Here is a 17,880-nt window from a genome sequence, read left to right on the forward strand (position 1 = left end):
TCGCGCGGCCCGATCGTCCAGACTGTCAGCGCCCGGGCGGATCGGTACGCGCCAGGCGCCGCAGTTCTGGCAGCGCGAGCGCCTTGAGTTCGGCGATGCGCGCAGCGATCCACCCGAGCGCGAACCATGCCGCCGGATCCTGCGCGACCAGCGCCTGATAGCGGTCGCGCGCCACGAACAGATCGTTCAGCTCGCCCATCCGGTTCTGGACCACGGCCAGTTGCTTCAGGTAACGCGCACACGCAGAGCCTCTGAGCACCGGCTGGAAGAACTCGGCGGCGTAGCGCTGGCGCTTGATGCGCTTGCGCAGCGCGTGCAAGTCGCTTTCCTCGAGGGTCTCGAAGCGCTCCGAAGCGGCGCAGATCGCGCGGTGCCAACGGCGCAGCCGACGCTCGGCAAGGCGCGGGAAGCCCTGCCCGGAATGGCCCGCTTCGGCGCCTTCCCCGGAATCGGGCGCCGGCGCGTCCGGCGGCACCGGTTCCTCGACCAGGCCCACCCGCCAGGTCAGCCAAGCGAGCAACATGCGCTGGACCTCGGCCGACCGCGCCACCTCGTGCGGATCGGGCCCCTGGGCTCCCGCGCCGGCGGCGAGCGGCGGCGCGCCGGCCTGCGCCAGCGCGCGCGCCACGCCGGAATCGAGAACGTCGGCATCGCGCGACTGACCCAGCGCGGCGAAGAAACCGCGCAGTTCGTCGACGAGCGCCTGCGGCGGCGCCTGCACCCATCCGCGGAAACTCCTCAGCGCCGAGCGCAGCCGGCGGATGCCGACCCGGGTCTGGTGGACATGCTCGACTCGCAGTGCCTGATCGCCGTCCGCCAGACCGATGGCATTGCGCAGGACGTGCGCGAGGCACTCGTCGAGCGCCGTGCCGAAGGCGTCGAGCGCATTCGCGTCGCGCGGGTAATCGGCCGGCAAGCCCTTGCGAACCGGGGGAAAAGGCATCCCCTGCGCGAGCCGGTCGCCACGCTCCGCCTTGCTGCGGGGATCGAGGACCAGGCCGAAGCGCTTGCGCCAGCGCTCGGCCAGCGCCAGCATCGCCAGCGGAGAACCGGAGACCAGCTCGAACTCGACTTCGCGGATCCGCAGGATTCCCTCCTGCGCGTCGCCGCCAGTGCCGCCAGTGCCGCTAGTGCCGCTAGTGCCGCTAGTGCCGCAAGCGCCGCCAGCGCTGCCCGCGTCCGGCGCGCCGCCGGCGCGGATCCGGCCTTCGTCCAGAGCCACCTCGACGATAGCGCCCCGGGTACGCACCCGGCGCAAGATCCGGCGCACCTCCGTCCGGTAGCGTACGCCAGCGAACTCGCCGGCGGCCTCGGCCTTCGCGAGGATCTTCAGCAGCCGGTCCCCGACTTCGGTGCCGGCGTGAAGCGACGCATCGGCGCTGGCATCCGGACGGATGACCTCGTGCTCGAACCGCTCGAGCGCGTTGCCCCGATCAGCCTTGAGCGTTTGCACCCAGCGCCGCCCTTCGCGCCGCAAGCGCCAGGCGATGCCCTCCTTCGCCAGTCGGCGATCGGGCGTGTCAAGATACATCGCTGCCAGAGTGCGCCGCTCCAGGCTGGCAGTGGCGCGGGCCATTTCGGCCGTCAGCGCCTTGCGCGCCTGCGCGGGCACCAGGAACTTGACTTCGATTTCGAGCTCGGGGTTCAAGAGTCGGATTCGGCTGATCGGCGACCCCCGCGGTCGCCGGGGAACCGGACGAGGATAGCGCTTCCGCCCGGGGCTTTGGTTACAGAGCCGGGATCCGGCCTTCGACAGAGGCCGCGGGTCGAGGGCCCGGTTGCGCCGATCAGGCAGATCGCGGGGCTCCGGTAGAATGCTGGATCGCGCACGCCGCATCCGCCTCCGTAGCTCAGTGGATAGAGCATCCCCCTCCTAAGGGGAGGGTCGCACGTTCGATTCGTGCCGGGGGCGCCAGCCTTCCGCTAGCGCCAGCGCCGCCACCCCATCGCCCGCCGCACCCGCGCCTCGGCCATCGCCACCGCCGCCTCCCTTGGCAGGACGCCCTCGGCGGCCGATCGCTCGAGCACCTCGGCCGTATTCGCCCGGATGCTGTCGCGGATCCGCTCCAGCGCCTGCGACTGGCTGCCGCCCCGGTACTCGACCGCCGCGCAGATCACGCCGCCGGCATTGCCAATGAAGTCAGGCACGCTGACCACGCCCCGCTCGTGCAGCGCCCGCTCAGCCTCGGCGGTCACGCCGATGTTCGCACCCTGCAGCACCAGCCGGGCCTTGAGCCGGCCGACGTTGTCCTCGCGGATCACGTCGGGCCGCGCGGCCGAGATCCAGATGTCGCAATCGATGCCGACGATCGCGTCGCGGTCGAGCTTCTCGCCCCGGCTGGATTCCGCCAGATGGCCGCCGCCTTCCTTCAGCGCGATCAAGGCGGCCACGTCCAGCCCCTTCGGGTCGTGAAGCGTGCCCTGCGAGTCGGCGGCCGCGACCAGCACCGCCCCCTTGTCCGCGAGCAGCCGCGCCGCGTGCTTGCCCACCGAGCCGAAGCCCTGCACCGCGACCCGCGCCCCCTGCAGCGACAGCTTCGCGTGCGGCGCGGCGACCTCCGCCGCGGCGACCAGGCCGTGGCCGGTCGCGCCGATCTCGTCGAGCGGGATGCCGCCGATCTCGCGGGGCAGCCCCACCGAGCGGCCGATCTCGTCGCGGATCCAGGCCATGGCCGCCTCGTTCGTCCCCATGTCGGGGCCGACGATGTAGTCCTCGATCGGCCCGATCGCCTGGGCGAACGCGCGGATCAGATGCTCCTTCCGCGCCGGGTCCATCGCCGGATCGCCGACGATCACCGCCTTGCCGCCGCCGTGCGGCAGCAAGGCGGCGGCGTTCTTGAAGGTCATCGCGCGCGCGAGCCGGAAGCACTCTTCGAGCGACACATCGGGCGCCATCCGCAGGCCGCCGATCGACGGTCCGGCCGCCACGTTGTCGACGACCAGGATCGCCTTCAGGCCGATCGCCGGTTCGTGGATATGCAGGATCGTCTTCGGGCCCAGGTCGTCGCAGAAGCGGAAGGCATCGTCGCTCATCGGGAGGCTCCAGTGTCCGGAAAGGCTCGAGAAGGTCCAGGAAGATTCGCCAGGGTCCTAGCGAGGCTTGCGCAGGTCGTCGACGACCGCGTTCAGGAATCGGGTGGCCTCGACGCCGGTCACGGCCCGATGGTCGAAGCTCAAGGACAGCGGCAGCATGCGCCGCACGGCCGGCTTGCCCTCGACCGGCACGACGCGTTCGATCGCCCGGCCGGCCCCGAGGATCGCCACCTGCGGCGGCACCACGACCAGCTCGGCGAAGCGCCCGCCATGAGTGCCGAAGTTGCTGAGCCCGATCGTCTGGCCGGCGAGTTCGCCGCGCGGGATCGACCGGCTCGCCACCTCCCGCTTCAGCGACTCGAGCGTCGAGCGAAGCGCCTCGGCGCCCAGCGCGCCGGCGTCGCGCAGCACCGGCGTGTAGAGCCCCTCGCCGACGTCGATCGCGATGCCGATGTCGACCCGGCGATGCAGGGTTCGCGTTTCGCTCGCGGCGTCGAGCCACGCGTTCAGCGCTGGCGAAGCCCGGCAGCCGGCCACGACCGCCCGGACCAGCCGGGCGGTGGCATCCTCGTCCGCGGGCCAGTCGTGAATGTCGACCTCGTCGGTCACCGTGGCGCGGACGATCTCGCGACCCGCGCGGGTCATGTTCCGGTGCATCGCGCGGCGCACGCCGCGGAGTTTCTCGACGACGGACCCGGCTGGCGCGCCTGCGCGCCCGGCACCCGCAGCCGCCTCCAGGTCCGGAATCGTGACGGCGCCACCGGGCCCGGATCCGGCGAGCGCGGCGAGATCGACGCCTAGCTCCGCGGCCCGGCGGCGCACCGCGGGCGCCGCCTTCACTGCCGCGCCGCGCGGGCGTGGCGGCGCGGGTGCCTTCGCCACCTGCTCGCCCCCGGCCGTCGCCCCGTCAGCCGCAACCTCGCCGACGATCGCCCCCTTGTCGGCCCCTCGCCCGGCCTCGAACTCGACCAGCGGCGCGCCCACCGCGATCACGTCGCCCGGCGCGCCGTGCAGCGCCGCGATCCGCCCCGAGCGCGGCGAAGGAATCTCGACCACAGCCTTGTCGGTCTCCACCGACAACAGCGGCTGGTCGGCCACCACGTGGTCGCCGACGCCGACCTGCCAGGCGACGATCTCGGCCTCGTGCAGGCCTTCGCCGAGGTCGGGCAGACGAAACACCGTGTCCACGTCAGCGGTACTCCAGCGCGCGCCGCGCGGCCGCCACGATCCGCTCGGCCGACGGCATGTAGCGCGACTCCAGCTTGGGCAAGGGCATCACGGTGTCCCAGCCGGCAACACGCTCGACCGGCGCGAGCAGGTGCATCAGCCCCTCGCCGGCCAGCCGGGCCGCGATCTCGGCGCCGAAGCCGGCGGTCAGCGGCGCCTCGTGCACGATCACGCAGCGCCCGGTGCGCGCGACCGACCCGAGCACCGTGTCGGCATCGAAGTACTTCAGCGTGGCCAGGTCGATCACCTCGGCCTCGACGCCCTCCTCCGCCAGTGCCTCGGCGGCTGCCAGCGTCTCGACCAGCATCGCGCCCCAGGACACCAGCGTCAGGTCGCCGCCCTGGCGCAACACGAAGGCGCGGTCCAGCGGCAGCGCCCGACCGTCGTCGGACACCGGCTCGCGCACCGCGCGGTAGACCCGCTTGGGCTCCAGGAAGACCACGGGGTCCGGGTCGCGGATCGCCGCAAGCAGCAGCCCGTAGGCCTTCGCCGGCGACGACGGGATCGCCACGCGGATGCCCGGGACGTGGGCGAAGATCGCCTCCATGCTCTCGGAGTGGTGCTCGGGCGCGTGGATGCCCCCGCCATAGGGTGCGCGCAGCACCATCGGGCATGAGAGCCGACCGCGCGTGCGATTGCGCAATCGGGCGGCGTGGTTCACCAGCTGGTCGATGACCGGATAGATGAAGCCCATGAACTGGATCTCGACCACCGGCCGGAAACCCATCGCCGCCAGGCCGACCGGCAGGCCGCCGATCAGCGCCTCGCTGATCGGGGTGTCGAACACGCGCTGCGGCCCGAAGCGGGCCAGCAGGCCGTCGGTGGCGCGGAACACGCCGCCGTCCTTGCCGACGTCTTCGCCGAGCACGACCACGGTCGGATCCTCGGCCATCGCGCGGGCGAGCGCCAGGTCGATCGCCTCGACCATCGTGAGCCCGGCGGCGGTCATCGCGCGGCCTCTTCCAGCATCCGCGAGCGCTGGCCGGCCAGCGCCGTCGGCAGCTCGGCGTGCAGGTGATCGAAGATCGCCTCGGGCGGTTCCGGCGGCTGCGCCAGGTAGGCCTCGCTCCCCGCCTCCACCTCGGCCGCGCAGGCCTCGATCAGCGCCTCCTCCTCGTCCTTGGTCCAGCCGTGCTCGGCGACCAGGTGCGCGCGCAGCCGCGCGACCGGCTCCTCCTTCCAGTGGCCGGCCACCTCGGCGTCGTCGCGGTAGCGGCTCGCGTCGTCGACCGTGGTGTGGTCGGCCAGCCGGTAGGTGAGCGCCTCGACCAGCGTGGGGCCGCCGCCCGAGCGCGCCTTGCGGAGCGCCTCGCCGACCGCGTGGGCCACCGCCACCACGTCGTTGCCGTCGACCTGCAGCCCTTCGAAGCCCGCCGCGATCGCCTTCTGCGCCAGCGTTTCGGCGGCGGTCTGCGCAGCGCGCGGCACCGAGATCGCCCACTGGTTGTCGTTCACCACGAATACCAGCGGCAGCTGCCAGGCGCCCGCCAGGTTCATCGCCTCGTAGACATCGCCCTTCGAGGTGGCGCCGTCGCCGAACACGGCCACGGCCGCCCCGCCCTCACCGCGCAGCTTCAGCGCGAGCGCCACGCCGGCCGCATGCGGCGCGTGGCTGCCGATCGGGATGCACACCGGGAAGTCGCGCCGGGGTCCGGCGAAGTCGTTGCCGCGCTCGTCGCCGCCCCAGTACAGGAACAGCTCCTTCATCGAAACGCCGCGCATCAGCTGGGAGCCATGCTCGCGAAAGCTGGGGAGCAGCACGTCTTCTGGTGTCATCGGGTGCGCAAGGCCGACCGCCACCGCCTCCTGGCCCAGGCTCGACGCGTAGGTTCCGAGCCGGCCGGTGCGCTGCAGCGCCACGGCCTTCGCGTCGAAGGCGCGGGTCAGCACCATCGACCGGTAAAGCGCGACCAACGTCGCGCGCTCGCGCGCGAACGCCGGCAACTCGGCCCCGACCTTGCCGTCGGCGGCGATGAAGCCGCTGCGGCAGATCTCGAAGCGGGCGACGACTTGCGTGGGCTCGATCTGCACAGACTGTCTCCTCGTGGCCGTGCGGCGGCCGATCTTCGGATCGTCGCCGCATGCCACAGGAATTCTTTTACCCCGCGAGCCCTGCGCGTTCGCTGATCGCGCGCAAACTCCGGTTCCGCCGCCACCGCGAGCGCATGGAATGCGTCGTTCGGGGTCAGCCCCAGTGCGGCGGCTTCTGCCCGGACCAGAACCGGCCCATCTCGATGAACATGAACGAGGCCGACCAGGTGATCAGCAGGAATCCGACCAGCGCCTCGGTGCCGACCAGGAAACGGATCGGCCCCACCGGGAAGATCTCGCCGAGCCCGAGCGTGGTGGACACGACGGCCGAGAAGTAGACGTAGTCCAGAAAGCCGAAATGAGCGCCCGGCGCGCCCTGCACGACCAGCTCACCTGTGCCCGGGATCGACAGCAGCAGCCAGTATCCGGCGGCGAAGAGCCAGATCTCCACGATGTGCAGTGTGAGCAGCGCGAACATCAGGGCCAGAACCCGCTGCCGGCGCCGCTGCACGTGCATCTGCGGCACCTTGCCGCTCAGCCAGGCGAAGACCTCGTAGTGCAGCAGCATGCACACGCCGACGATCAGCGTCGTGATCGCCACCACCTGGAAGTGGCCGAGGGTCAGCGGCTCGAAATCGATTGGCACGTCGGGCAACCCGGGTCGGAAGTCGCGAAAGCCTATCAGGGGACTTGGCATCCGGACTTGAGCAAAGGCAGACGACGTCTTTCCCCCGGGGAGGCCGGTATTGCGGCGGCCCCGAAATCCCTCGCCGGAACGGCCCTTCTATCGGGGATAATCGTTCGTCCGAACAAGTTCCCGCAAGGAGCGCCATGACTTCCCGACCTCGCGACGACGCTCCCGAGGGCATCTCGAAAGGCCTCGTCAACTACGGCGACACCGGCTTCTCGCTGTTCCTGCGCAAGGCCTTCATCAAGGGCGCCGGCTTCTCCGACTCCGCGCTCGAGCGCCCGGTGGTCGGCATCGTGAACACCGGCAGCGCCTACAACCCCTGCCACGGCAATGCCCCGCAACTGATCGAGGCGGTCAAGCGGGGCGTGATGCTGTCGGGCGGCCTGCCGATGGAGTTCCCGACGATCTCGGTGCACGAGAGCTTCGCGGCGCCCACCAGCATGTACCTGCGCAACCTGATGTCGATCGACACCGAGGAGATGATCCGCGCCCAGCCGATGGACGCGGTGGTGCTGATCGGCGGCTGCGACAAGACGGTGCCGGCGCAGCTGATGGGCGCCGCGTCGGCGGGCGTCCCTGCTATCCAGCTGGTCACCGGCTCGATGCTGACCGGCTCGCACCGGGGCACGCGGGTCGGCGCCTGCACCGACTGCCGGCGCTTCTGGGCGAGCTTCCGCGCCGAGGAGATCGACGCCGAGGAGATCGCCGACGTCAACGACCAGTTGGTGGCCAGCGTGGGCACCTGCTCGGTCATGGGCACCGCCAGCACGATGGCCTGCATCGCCGAGGCGCTCGGCATGATGGCGCCGGGCGGCGCGTCGGCCCCGGCGGTCACCGCCGACCGGATCCGGGTGGCCGAGCACACCGGCGGGCTGGCGGTGGAGATCGCCCGCAAGCGGCTCACCGTCGACCAGGTGATCACCGCCAAGGCCCTGGAGAACGCGATGCGGGTGCTGCTCGCGATCGGCGGCTCCACCAACGGCATCGTGCACCTGACCGCGATCGCCGGCCGGCTGGGCTTCGACGTCGACCTGAAGGCCCTCGACCGGATGAGCCGAGAAACGCCGGTGCTGGTCGACCTCAAGCCCTCGGGCAAGCACTACATGGAGGACTTCCACAAGGCGGGCGGCATGGCCGCGCTGCTGCGCGAGCTGAAGCCGCTGCTGCACCTCGACGCGCTCACCGTCACCGGCCGCACGCTCGGCGAGGAAATCGAGCTCGCCGGCCCGGGCTTCCCGCAGGACGTGATCCGGCCGCTCGCCGACCCGATCTACCGCGAAGGTGGCATCGCGGTGCTCGAGGGCAACCTGGCGCCCGGCGGCGCGATCATCAAGCAGTCCGCCGCCAGCCCGGCGCTGATGGAGCGAGAGGGGCGCGCGGTCGTGTTCGAGAACCTGGAAGACATGGCCGCCCGGGTGGACGCCCCCGACCTGGACGTGACCCCCGAGGACTTCCTCGTGCTGAAGAACATCGGCCCCACCGGCGCGCCGGGCATGCCCGAGGCCGGCTACATGCCGATCCCGAAGAAGCTCGCGCGGGCCGGCCTGAAGGACATGGTCAGGATCTCCGACGGCCGGATGAGCGGCACCGCCGCCGGCACGATCGTGCTGCACGTGACGCCCGAGTCGGCGATCGGCGGGCCACTGGCGCACGTTCGCACCGGCGACCGGATCCGGCTCAGCGTAGCGAAGCGCGAGCTGAGCCTGCTGGTTTCCGACGCGGAACTGAGCCGCCGGGCCGAGGAAAGCCCGGTCGCGCCCCCCACGGCCGAGCGCGGCTACCGAAAGCTTTTCCTGCAGTCGGTGACACAGGCCGACAAGGGCGTCGACTTCGACTTCCTGCGCGCGACCGAGCGCCGCGGCACCGTGCCGCGCTAAACTCGGCCCATTGACCTACAGGACACTTCGATGAGCGAGTTGTGGCTTCACGACGTCGGCGACGACGTCACCCGCGAGGAGATCCAGAAGGGCTGCGCCGCCGCGAAGGCCCTTATCGAGTCGCGCGGCCTCACCGTCGACCAGGCCTACGCCGCCGTTATGAAGCGCTCGAACCGCGAGTCCTTCGACCGCAACGCGGCCAAGGCCTGGGACGACGCGGAAGACGCCGCGCTCGGCGCGATCTTCGGCGACATCGACGACTGGCCCGACGACGCGGTCCTGGGCCTGGCCGGCGAGGTCTGAGCCTGCGCGGGGTCAGGCCGGGCCCCCTCGCCTGCCCCGGAAGAGTTCCAGCACGCGCTGCCTGAGCCACCGCTGCGCAGCGTCGCGCTCGGTGGCTTCGTGCCAGACCATCCGGATGTCGAACACCGGCAGCTTGATCGGCACCGGCCAGCTGGCCAGTGGCTGTCGCTCGCAGGCCATGTGGGCGAACATCTCCGGCACGATCGCGACCACCGGCGCGTTGCGCACCAGGTCGGGAATCGCGGCGTAGTGCCGCGCGCGGATCGCGATCCGGTCACCCAGCTTCTGCCGCACCAGGCTCTGCTCGATGCCCTGGTGGAAGGTGGCGGTCGGCGAGGTCACCACCAGCGACACGCCGGAGAAGCCCGCGCGGGTCCGCCACGCGGCGGGCGAATCCGGCCCGCCCAGCGCCACGTAGGACTCGCGGAACAGCAGCGCGGAGCGGATGCCGCGCAGCTTGGGGTTCAGGATGCCGATCGCGAGGTCCACCTCGCGCCTGGCCAGCGCGTCGGCGATGCGGGCCGCCGGCACCGCGGCGTTCGACAGCCGCGTGCTGGGCGCCTGGCCGAGCACGGCGGCGGCGATCCGGGACAGGAACACGATCTCGCCCAGATCCGACAGCGACAGGCGCCACTCGGCATTGCTGCGCGCCGGGTCGAAGACGGCCGGCTCGCTGAGCGCCAGCTCCAGCGCCTCGAGCTGGCGGGCCGCCGCCGGCGCGAGCCGCTCGGCCAGTGGCGTGGGCGCCAGGCCACCCGGCGCGCGCACGAACAGCGGATCGTCGAACGCCACGCGCAGCCTCGCCAGCGCATTGCTGGTGGCCGGCTGGCTCAGCGACAGGATCCGACCGGCCTCGGTGACTGAGCGGCTGCGGTCGATCGCCACCAGCACCCGCAGCAGGTTCAGGTCCAGTCGGTCGAATCGCTCGCGCATCGCCACGCCCCCGGAATCGATTCGGTGAATGAAGGGTATCCATCATATCCATTTGACGGATGATGACCCGGGCCCTACCGTTTACCGGAAATTCACAGGGAGACATCCGTGGAGCGTTCGTTCCGGGAAGAGATCCGGTCGCTCGGGCTCGGGCAGGGCGAGGTGTTCCACGGCGAGGGCATCCTCGCCGTGACCAAGGCGCTGCTTCAGTCGGGCGTAAGCTACGTGGGCGGCTACCAGGGTGCGCCGGTCTCGCACCTGCTCGACGTGATGGTCCAGGCGCGCGAGGAGATGGACGAACTCGGCGTGCACGTGGAGGCCTGCTCCAACGAAGCGTCGGCGGCCGCGATGCTGGGCGCCTCGATCATGTACCCGGTGCGCGGCGCGGTCACCTGGAAGTCGATCGTCGGCACCAACGTGGCCTCCGACGCGCTGTCCAACCTCGCCTCGCCCGGCGTGGTCGGCGGCGCGCTGATCGTGGTCGGCGAGGACTACGGCGAAGGCGCCAGCGTGATCCAGGAGCGCACCCATGCCTACGCGATGAAGTCGGGCATGTGGCTGATGGACCCGCGGCCCGACCTCCCGACCATCGTGCGCTGCGTCGAGCAGGCCTTCGAGCTGTCAGAGGCGTCCAACACCCCGGTGATGATGGAGTTGCGCATCCGAGCCTGCCACGTGCGAGGCAGCTTCGTGGCCAGCGACAACCGGCGACCGAAGATTTCCACACGCGACCTGCAGGTCGACCCCGCGCCCTTCGACTACGCGAAGCTCGCGCACCCGCCGGTCACCTACGGCCACGAGAAGCTCAAGTACGAGGTGCGCAGGCCGGCCGCCCGCAAGTTCATCGTCGACGCGGGCCTGAACGAGCTGTTCCAGGGCGAGCGCGGCGACATCGGCATCGTCGTGCAAGGCGGGCTGTACAACAACCTGGTCCGGGCGCTGCAGCAACTCGGGCTGGCCGACGCGTACGGCCGCTCGCCGATCCCGATCCTGAACCTGAACGTCGTCTATCCGCTGGTGCCCGAGCAGCTGACCGCGTTCTGCGCCGGCCGCCGCGGCGTGCTGTTGCTCGAGGAAGGTCAGCCCGAGTTCATCGAGCAGGAGCTCAGCGCGATCCTGCGCCGGGCCGACCTGCAGACGAAGCTGCACGGCAAGGACATGCTGGCGATGGCCGGCGAGTACACGGCCGAGCTGATCCTGCGCGGGCTGCTGAAGTTCCTGTCGCTGCACGCGCCGGACATCGCGCTGGCGCCGGGGCAGGACCTCGTCGCCGAGATCGACGGGCTGCGCGGCCGCGCGAGCACCGCCTTCGGCGGGCCGGTGCCGGCGCGCCCGCCCAACTTCTGCACCGGCTGCCCCGAGCGGCCCGTTTTCGCCGCGCTGAAGCTGGTGCAGCGCGAGATCGGGCCGATGCACGTGTCGGCCGACATCGGCTGCCACTCGTTCGCGACGTTCGAGCCCTTCTCGTTCGGCAACTCGATCCTCGGCTACGGGATGAGCCTGGCGAGCAGCGCCGGCGTGCGCAACTTCTCCGCGCGCCGGCCGATCGCGATCATGGGAGACGGCGGCTTCTGGCACAACGGCCTGCTGTCCGGCGTGTCCTCGGCCCTGCTGAACAAGGGCGACGGCGTGCTGGTCATCATGAAGAACGGCTACACCTCGGCCACCGGCACGCAGGAGGTCATCTCCACGCCGGCGTCGGAGTCGCGCCGGGTGGCCGAGGGGGCGAGCGCCACCGGCACCGAGGTCACGATCGAGAACACGCTCAAGGGCATGGGCGTGAAATGGCTGCGCACCGTGCACAACTACAAGGTCGCCGACGTGCGCGACACGCTGCGCGAGGCGCTCACCTCGAGCTTCGACGGCCTGAAGGTGATCGTCGCGGAAGGCGAGTGCCAGCTCGAGCGACAACGCCGGATCCGGCCGCTGCGCGCGAAGATGCTCAAGGAAGGCAAGCGCGTCGTGCGCACCCGTTTCGGAGTGGACGAGGACACCTGCACCGGCGACCACTCCTGCATCCGGCTGTCGGGCTGCCCCACCCTGACCGTGAAGCCGTCGTCCGATCCGCTGAAGGTCGACCCGGTGGCCCACGTCACGAATGGATGCGTCGGCTGCGGCCTTTGCGGCGAGGTCGCTCACGCGGCCACGCTGTGCCCGTCCTTCTGGCGCGCCGAGATCGTCAGCAATCCCACTGGCTGGGACCGATTCAAGGACCGCCTGCGCCGCCGCGTCATCGGCTGGCTGCAGTCCGGTCACCGCGAAGCGCCTGCGAGCCGCGGCATCGAGCAGGCGAGCTGAACGAGCCATGAACACGACCGACTCCACTTCCGCAGCTCCCCCCGCCCCGGCGGCAGCGGCCCCAGCCACACCGATCGCCGCGCCCGCCGGCGCCGACAAGCCCTTCTGCATCCTGATCGCCGCACTGGGCGGCGAAGGCGGCGGCGTGCTCGCCGACTGGATCGTCTCCTGCGCGCTGGCGCAGGGCCTGCCGGTCCAGGCCACTTCGGTGCCCGGCGTCGCCCAGCGGACCGGCGCGACCAGCTACTACATCGAGACGATGCGCGGCCCCGCCCCGGGCGGTGCCCAACCGGTGTTCGCGCTGAACCCGATGCCCGGCCGCGTCGACGTCGTGCTGGCCAGCGAGTTGCTCGAGGCGGCGCGCATGATCGAGCGGGGCTTCGTGAGCCCGGATCGCACGACGCTGATCGCGGCCCGTCATCGCGTCTACACGACGGTCGAGAAGATGCAGATGGGCGACGGCCGCTTCGACGACGCCCGCATCCACGAGGCCGCGAGGCAGTTCGCGAAGCGCTACCTGAGCCTCGACATGGAAGGCATCGCCGCACGCCATCGCACGGTGATCAGCGCGGTGATGTTCGGCGCGCTGGCGGGCTCCGGTAGTCTCCCCTGGCCGCGAACTGCGTGCGAAGAGGCGATCCGGCGCGGCGGCGTCGGCGTCGACGCGAGCCTGGCGGGCTTCGCCGAGGCCTACCAGGCAGCGGTCGGCGACACGATCGAGGCGGCCTTCGCGGATGCGCCCGCGGCTTCCCGCCCGGCGCCCGACGTCTGGGCGCCGCTGATCGCCACGCTGCCGGACTCGGTGCACGCGTTCGCCGCCCACGGGGTGGCCCGGTTGATCGACTGGCAGGATGCCCGGTGGGGGCGCGAGTACGTCGACCGGCTCGCCGCGCTGTCGGCCCAGGCCCCCGACGTGGCGCGCGATGCGCTGGCGGAAGCTGCGCGGCAGCTCGCGCTTTGGATGAGCTACGAGGACGCGATTCGCGTCGCGGACCTGAAAACCCGCCGCGAGCGCTTCGCCAGGATACGCGCCGAGGCACAGGCCGGCGACGACGACATCGTGCGCATCGTCGACTACCTGAAGCCCGGCTACGAGGAGATCGCGGCGATCCTGCCGCGCCCCCTGGGCAATGGCCTGCGTGCGTGGGCGGCGCGCGGCGGCCGCAGCGCGCTGTTCGGCCGCGGCCTGCACATGTCGACCTCGCACGTCGGCGGGTTCGTCGCGCTGCGCCTGCTGGCCAGGATGAAGCCGCTGCGCCGTCGCTCGCTGCGCTTTCACGAGGAGCGCGAGGCGATCGGCCGCTGGCTCGAGGCGCTGGGCAAGGCCCTGCCCCGCTCGCCGGAGCTCGCGCTGCAGATCGCCGGCCTGCCGCGGCTGCTCAAGGGCTACGGCGACACCTGGACACGCGGCCAGGCCAGCTACGAACGAATCTTCTCGACGCTGGTCGCCCCCGCCGTCGCGGCGCTGTCCGCCGCCGCGCCGCAGGCCGAAGAAGCGGCACGCCTCGCCGCCGGCGAACAGGCCGCCCGCATCCGCGACGCGGTGGCGGCGGCGCTCGCCGACCCCGAGGGCCGGCGCCTCGAGGACTCGCTCTCGAAGGCGGGAATCCAACCCCTGCCGCCTAAGCCCAAGCCGATCGTCTGGATGCGCAAGCCGCGGACAGGCGACGGATCCCGGGAAATCGGAGAGAATCCGGGCACGGTGCCCTGAGACTTTCCGGGTTGCCACCCAAACCTCTGCACAGACAGAACGAGGAGACGACACGATGACCCGAAGCTTCCGACTTGCCCGCATCGCCGCCGCGGCGATCCTCGCCGCCGCCGGCGCCCACGCCATGGCGCAGGACAAGCCGGTGGAAATGCGCTTCGCGCACTGGCTTCCGCCGACGCATCCGCTGGCCAAGACCAGCTTCGAACCCTGGGCGAAGTCGGTCGAGGCCGCCTCGAAGGGCTCGATCAAGATCATGTTCTTCCCGGCCCAGCAGCTCGGCAAGGCGCCCGACCACTACGACATGGCGCGCGACGGCATCGCCGACATGACCTGGATCAACCCGGGCTACCAGGCCGGCCGCTTCCCGATGATTTCCGCCGGCGAACTGCCCTTCCTGATGACCAAGCCCGGCGGCGGCTCCGCCGCGCTCGACGCCTGGTACCGCAAGTACGCCGAGAGCGAGATGAAGGACGTCCGCGTCTGCCTGTCGCACGTCCACATCGGCACGCTGCACTCCAAGAAGCCGATCACCGATCCGTCGGAGATCAAGGGTATGAAGATCCGGCCGTCCAACGGCACGATCCAGGCCTTCATGACCCAGCTCGGCGCGACCAACGTGCAGGTGTCGGCGCCCGAGGCGCGCGACGCGCTCGAGAAGGGTGTCGCCGACGCGATCACCTTCCCCTGGCACTCGATCATCACCTTCGGCATCGACAAGGTCGTCAAGTTCCACAACGACCAGCGGCTCTACGCATCGACCTTCAACTGGGTGATGAACAAGGGCTGGTACGACAAGCTGAGCGCCGCTCAGAAGAAGGTCATCGACGACCACTGCAACAACGAGTGGGCCGGCAAGGTCGGCGCGGCCTGGGGCGACAACGAGGACTCGGGCCAGCAGAAGCTCGAGGCCAAGGGCGGGCACACGATCGTCAAGCTCACGCCGGAGCAACACAAGGCGTGGCGCGACGCTGCCCAGCCGCTGTACTCGCAGTGGATCGAGGCCGCTGGCAAGGCGGGCCACGACGGCAAGGCGGCGCTCGAGGCCCTGCGCGCGGGGCTCAAGGCGCAAGGCGCGCTGAACGAGTGATCGCGCTCGCTCTCGCGTGACCGGCGGGCGCGGGCTTCGCGCCCGCGCCCGTCCGGCTCTCTTCCGCATCTTCCCGGCAGCCCAATGAAGCGCTTCCTGACGGCGACCGAGAACACGGCCGCCCTCTTCCTGCTGCTGATCGCACTGCTCACGGCCGGCAACGTCGTGCTGCGCGACCTGTTCAGCATCCAGATCCCCGACTGGTTCGACGGCACCAAGCAGCTGCAGGGCATCGCGCTGTTCTGGGGCATCGCGCTGGCCACCTGGCGAGGCTCGCACATCTGCGTCGACATCGTCTGGGAACACCTGCGGCCCTCGCGCCAGCGCGCGATGGACCTCGTGGCCACGCTGATCGTGCTGGCCTTCCTGGCGCCGATGGCCTGGATGATCTGGGTGAAGGTCGGGGGCACCGGCACCCAGGCGACGTCCGACCTGCGGCTGCCGCTGACCTGGTTCTATTCGGTAGGCGCCGTCGGGGCGACCGTTGCCGCGATCCTCGCCGCCGCGCGGGTCGTGGCCTTGCTGCGACGGCGCGCCCCCGAAGACGATGCCCTGGAAGCTTCCAGCGACGGCAAGGGAGCCGGCCATGGATCGTGATCTGGTCGCGCTGTTCGGCTTCATCGGGATGTTCGCGCTGATGGCCCTGCGCGTGCCGATCGGCATCGCGATGGGCATCGTGGGCGTGGCCGGGTTCGCGACCCTCACCAGCACGAGCACCGCGCTGAACCTGCTGTCGAACGTCCCGCTGTCGGTACTGACCGACTACAACCTGAGCGTGATCCCGATGTTCGTGCTGATGGGCGCCTTCGCGTCCCATGCAGGCATGAGCCGCGAACTGTTCGACGCCGGCATGGCGTGGCTGGGCCATCGGCGGGGCGGCCTGGGGCTCGCGGCCGTCGCAGCCTGCGCGGGCTTCTCGGCGATCAACGGCTCGTCCGTGGCCACCGCCGCCACGATGACCCAGGTGGCGCTGCCCGAGATGCGGCGCGCCGGTTACGCGCCGGGCCTCTCGGCCGGCGTCATCGCGGCCGGCGGCACGATAGGCATCATGATCCCGCCTTCCGTGATCTTCGTGCTCTACGGGATCATGACCGAGACCGACCTCTCGGCACTGTTCGCCGCGGGCGTCGTGCCGGGGCTGCTCGCCGTGCTCGGCTACTTCCTGGTGATCCAGCTCATCGGCTGGCGGCGGCCCGACTCGATGCCCCGCGGCGAGCTGCACGGCTGGGCCGAGCGCTTCGCGACGCTGCGACAGCTCTGGGCGGTGATCCTGCTGTTCATGTTCGTGCTGGGCGGCATCTACGGTGGCTTCTTCACCGTGCAGGAAGCAGCCGGCATGGGCGCCACCGGCACGCTGTTGATCGGCGTGTTCCGCGGCCGGCTGCGCGCGCCGCAGATCCGTGCGGCGCTGGTCGACGCCCTGCGCGTGTCCTCGGCGATCATGCTGATCGTGGTCGGTGCATACCTGTTCGGCTACTTCCTCACGATCACGCAGTTCACCCAGAAGGCGGTCGACCTCCTGGTGAACCTGCCGATCGGCGCCTACGGCGTGCTGGCCCTGATCATGGTCGGCTACCTGATCCTCGGCGCCGTGATGGACGAACTGGCGATGATCCTGCTGACCGTGCCGATCGTCTTCCCGGCAATGATGCAGCTCGGGTTCGACCCGATCTGGTTCGGCGTGATCATCGTGATGGCGGTCACCTTCGGCATGATCTGCCCGCCCGTCGGCATGAACGTCTTCGTGATCAACTCGATCGCCCGCGACGTGCCGCTCGGCCGAATCTATGCGGGCACGATGCCGTTCATCGCGATCGACGTAGTCAGGCTGGTCCTGCTCTGCGCCTTCCCGGCGCTATCGCTCTGGCTGCCCACGGCCCTGGGGCGCTGATTCCAGGGCGGGCCCGGCGCTCGCCAGCTGGCGATAGACCTCCTCGGCCAGCCCGAGCAGGGCCGGCCGCTCGAGCTGGCCCACCAGGGTGTACGCGAAGCGCCCGTCGATCCAGTAGAACGCGGCAAGCCGGCCGTCCGCCTCGAAGCGGAATGCCGTGTCGCCGGAATCCTTGCCAGGGTCTGCTACATAGAGAGTGAGCCTCGCGCCGCTCGCTTCCTCGTACATGAACTGGGCGCGCGCGCCCTCGCCTCCCGGCAGCAAGCGGCCGCCGACCAGCGACCAACCGGCCGCCTCGAGCGACGGCACCTTCAGCGGGGCGCCCAGTCGTCGGGACAGCCACTGGACCAGATGTTCGTGCTGGGCGGCCGCCACCTCGACCGGGTGGCGCACCTCGGGCGCGAACACGACGTGGGCGAGCACCGCGTCCCGCACGAAAGTCGGCGGCATCGCGACGTGTTCGGCAGTACCGAAGCGGGCGTGCGACAGCCATCCGCCGGTCCACGCCACCACTGCGATCGATGCCGCGACCAGCCAGGCCCCGGCATTCCGGAAGCGCCCCGCCGGGGCGGCCGCCCAGGGCCGCGCCGCCCGCACCAACCGCGGCGGAACCGCCTCGTCCAGCACCTCGCGCCGCAAGGCCGACAGCGCCAACGCCTGCGAGCGGAAGGCCATCGCGGCCTCGCGCAGCGCGTCATCGCGCGCCAGCCTCTCCTCGAACAGGCGCAGGCGCTCGCCGCCCAGCCGCCCATCGACCCAGGCGTGGACATCTTCCAGGTCAGATCTATCGATCACTGC

15 protein-coding genes and 1 tRNA gene are annotated in these 17,880 nt (G+C 70.9%); 8 read left to right on the top strand and 8 right to left on the bottom strand.

All coding sequences use genetic code 11. The features are described 5' to 3' along the window. Positions 1-25 precede the first annotated feature (25 nt). On the bottom strand, positions 26-1,648 hold the full coding sequence (locus tag M6I34_RS03925; RefSeq protein WP_272484404.1) for a CYTH and CHAD domain-containing protein: 1,623 nt from the start codon (positions 1,646-1,648) through the stop codon (positions 26-28). 191 nt (positions 1,649-1,839) lie between these two features. On the opposite strand from M6I34_RS03925, the gene M6I34_RS03930 reads away from it, so the two are divergent. After that, positions 1,840-1,915 (top strand) — tRNA-Arg (locus M6I34_RS03930). An 8-nt stretch (positions 1,916-1,923) separates the two neighbouring features. Here M6I34_RS03930 and M6I34_RS03935 read toward each other — a convergent pair. The 5 genes from M6I34_RS03935 to M6I34_RS03955 form a co-directional block, all read right to left on the bottom strand. Next, a complete protein-coding gene (locus M6I34_RS03935) occupies positions 1,924-3,033 on the bottom strand; it encodes a Glu/Leu/Phe/Val family dehydrogenase (protein WP_272484405.1) in 1,110 nt (369 codons plus the stop codon). A gap of 57 nt (positions 3,034-3,090) precedes the next feature. After that, positions 3,091-4,221 (bottom strand): dihydrolipoamide acetyltransferase family protein, encoded by a 1,131-nt coding sequence (locus tag M6I34_RS03940; protein ID WP_272484406.1) that lies wholly within the window; start codon positions 4,219-4,221, stop codon positions 3,091-3,093. Between the two features lies 1 nt (position 4,222). Further along, positions 4,223-5,209 (bottom strand): alpha-ketoacid dehydrogenase subunit beta, encoded by a 987-nt coding sequence (locus tag M6I34_RS03945; protein ID WP_272484407.1) that lies wholly within the window; start codon positions 5,207-5,209, stop codon positions 4,223-4,225. Further along, positions 5,206-6,291 carry a pyruvate dehydrogenase (acetyl-transferring) E1 component subunit alpha gene (gene pdhA / locus M6I34_RS03950; RefSeq protein WP_418953441.1) on the bottom strand — a complete coding sequence of 362 codons (1,086 nt, stop codon included), beginning with the start codon at positions 6,289-6,291 and terminating at the stop codon, positions 5,206-5,208. The genes M6I34_RS03945 and pdhA overlap by 4 nt, the downstream gene beginning before the upstream one ends. A 154-nt stretch (positions 6,292-6,445) precedes the next feature. Continuing rightward, positions 6,446-6,937, bottom strand: coding sequence for an ion channel (locus M6I34_RS03955; RefSeq protein WP_272484408.1), 492 nt, complete (start codon positions 6,935-6,937; stop codon positions 6,446-6,448). A gap of 185 nt (positions 6,938-7,122) precedes the next feature. On the opposite strand from M6I34_RS03955, the gene M6I34_RS03960 reads away from it, so the two are divergent. Next, positions 7,123-8,859 (top strand): IlvD/Edd family dehydratase, encoded by a 1,737-nt coding sequence (locus M6I34_RS03960; RefSeq protein WP_272484409.1) that lies wholly within the window; start codon positions 7,123-7,125, stop codon positions 8,857-8,859. A 30-nt stretch (positions 8,860-8,889) separates the two neighbouring features. Next, positions 8,890-9,162, top strand: a complete 273-nt coding sequence (locus M6I34_RS03965; RefSeq protein WP_272484410.1) for a hypothetical protein — start codon at positions 8,890-8,892, stop codon at positions 9,160-9,162. Positions 9,163-9,174: 12 nt separating this feature from the next. On the opposite strand, the gene M6I34_RS03970 is transcribed toward M6I34_RS03965, so the two are convergent. Further along, positions 9,175-10,095: a LysR substrate-binding domain-containing protein gene (locus tag M6I34_RS03970; RefSeq protein WP_272484411.1), complete on the bottom strand. Its 921-nt coding sequence runs from the start codon at positions 10,093-10,095 to the stop codon at positions 9,175-9,177. A gap of 108 nt (positions 10,096-10,203) precedes the next feature. On the opposite strand from M6I34_RS03970, the gene M6I34_RS03975 reads away from it, so the two are divergent. From M6I34_RS03975 to M6I34_RS03995, 5 genes are all read left to right on the top strand, one after another. Beyond that, a complete protein-coding gene (locus M6I34_RS03975; protein WP_272484412.1) occupies positions 10,204-12,393 on the top strand; it encodes an indolepyruvate ferredoxin oxidoreductase subunit alpha in 2,190 nt (729 codons plus the stop codon). Between the two features lie 7 nt (positions 12,394-12,400). Beyond that, positions 12,401-14,104 (top strand): indolepyruvate oxidoreductase subunit beta family protein, encoded by a 1,704-nt coding sequence (locus M6I34_RS03980; protein WP_272484413.1) that lies wholly within the window; start codon positions 12,401-12,403, stop codon positions 14,102-14,104. A gap of 55 nt (positions 14,105-14,159) precedes the next feature. Then, complete coding sequence (locus M6I34_RS03985; RefSeq protein ID WP_272484414.1) at positions 14,160-15,191, top strand: TRAP transporter substrate-binding protein; 1,032 nt, start codon at positions 14,160-14,162, stop codon at positions 15,189-15,191. An 84-nt stretch (positions 15,192-15,275) separates the two neighbouring features. Continuing rightward, entirely contained in the window at positions 15,276-15,788 is a 513-nt protein-coding gene (locus tag M6I34_RS03990; RefSeq protein WP_272484415.1) for a TRAP transporter small permease, read from the top strand. Next, entirely contained in the window at positions 15,778-17,082 is a 1,305-nt protein-coding gene (locus M6I34_RS03995; RefSeq protein WP_272484416.1) for a TRAP transporter large permease, read from the top strand. Before M6I34_RS03990 ends, M6I34_RS03995 begins: the two co-directional genes overlap by 11 nt. Here the strand turns inward: M6I34_RS03995 and M6I34_RS04000 are convergent. Beyond that, the gene (locus tag M6I34_RS04000) at positions 17,047-17,877 is read right to left on the bottom strand and encodes an anti-sigma factor family protein (RefSeq protein WP_272484417.1); all 831 of its coding nucleotides are present in this window, start codon (positions 17,875-17,877) and stop codon (positions 17,047-17,049) included. The genes M6I34_RS03995 and M6I34_RS04000 overlap by 36 nt on opposite strands. Between the last annotated feature and the right edge of the window lie 3 nt (positions 17,878-17,880).

It is taken from the genome of Zeimonas sediminis (assembly GCF_023721795.1).
GTDB lineage: Bacteria > Pseudomonadota > Gammaproteobacteria > Burkholderiales > Burkholderiaceae_E > Zeimonas > Zeimonas sediminis.